Genomic DNA, 408 nt, shown 5'->3' on the forward strand with positions numbered 1-408 from the left:
CGAAGCCGAGGCCGAGGCCCGCCGCCTGCGCGCGAACGCCGAGGCCGAGGCCATCCGTGCCGAGGGTGAGGCGCGCGCGGCCGCCGTCGAGGCCGAGGCCAAGGCCATCGCCTCCAACCAGGATGCCTTCCTGTCGCAGCGCGTGCTGGAGGTGCTGCCGTCGATCATGGCCGAGTTCGCCAAGGGCTACGCCGCGATCGGCAACGTCTCCATCGTGGGCGGCTCCGGCGACGACGGGGCCTCCCAGGTCGTCGGCGCCGACAGCGCGAAGGCTCTGCGCTCGGTGTTCGACAGCGTGCACTCCGCGACCGGGCTCGACCTCGCCGGGATCATCCAGGGCCAGGCCGTCGGTCGCGGCATCGGTGCCGGCGTCGCGGAGGCGGGTGCCCCCGCCGCGCCCGCGTCGGC

Annotated in this window: 1 protein-coding gene; it reads left to right on the plus strand. The window is 75.5% G+C overall.

What is annotated here, in order from left to right; genetic code table 11:
* On the plus strand, window positions 1-408 hold a 408-nt coding region (locus DW309_RS15175), incomplete at both ends, for a flotillin domain-containing protein (RefSeq protein WP_275090551.1).

It is taken from the genome of Microbacterium sp. K41, assembly GCF_004794395.1.
In the GTDB taxonomy this organism is placed as follows: domain Bacteria; phylum Actinomycetota; class Actinomycetes; order Actinomycetales; family Microbacteriaceae; genus Microbacterium; species Microbacterium sufflavum.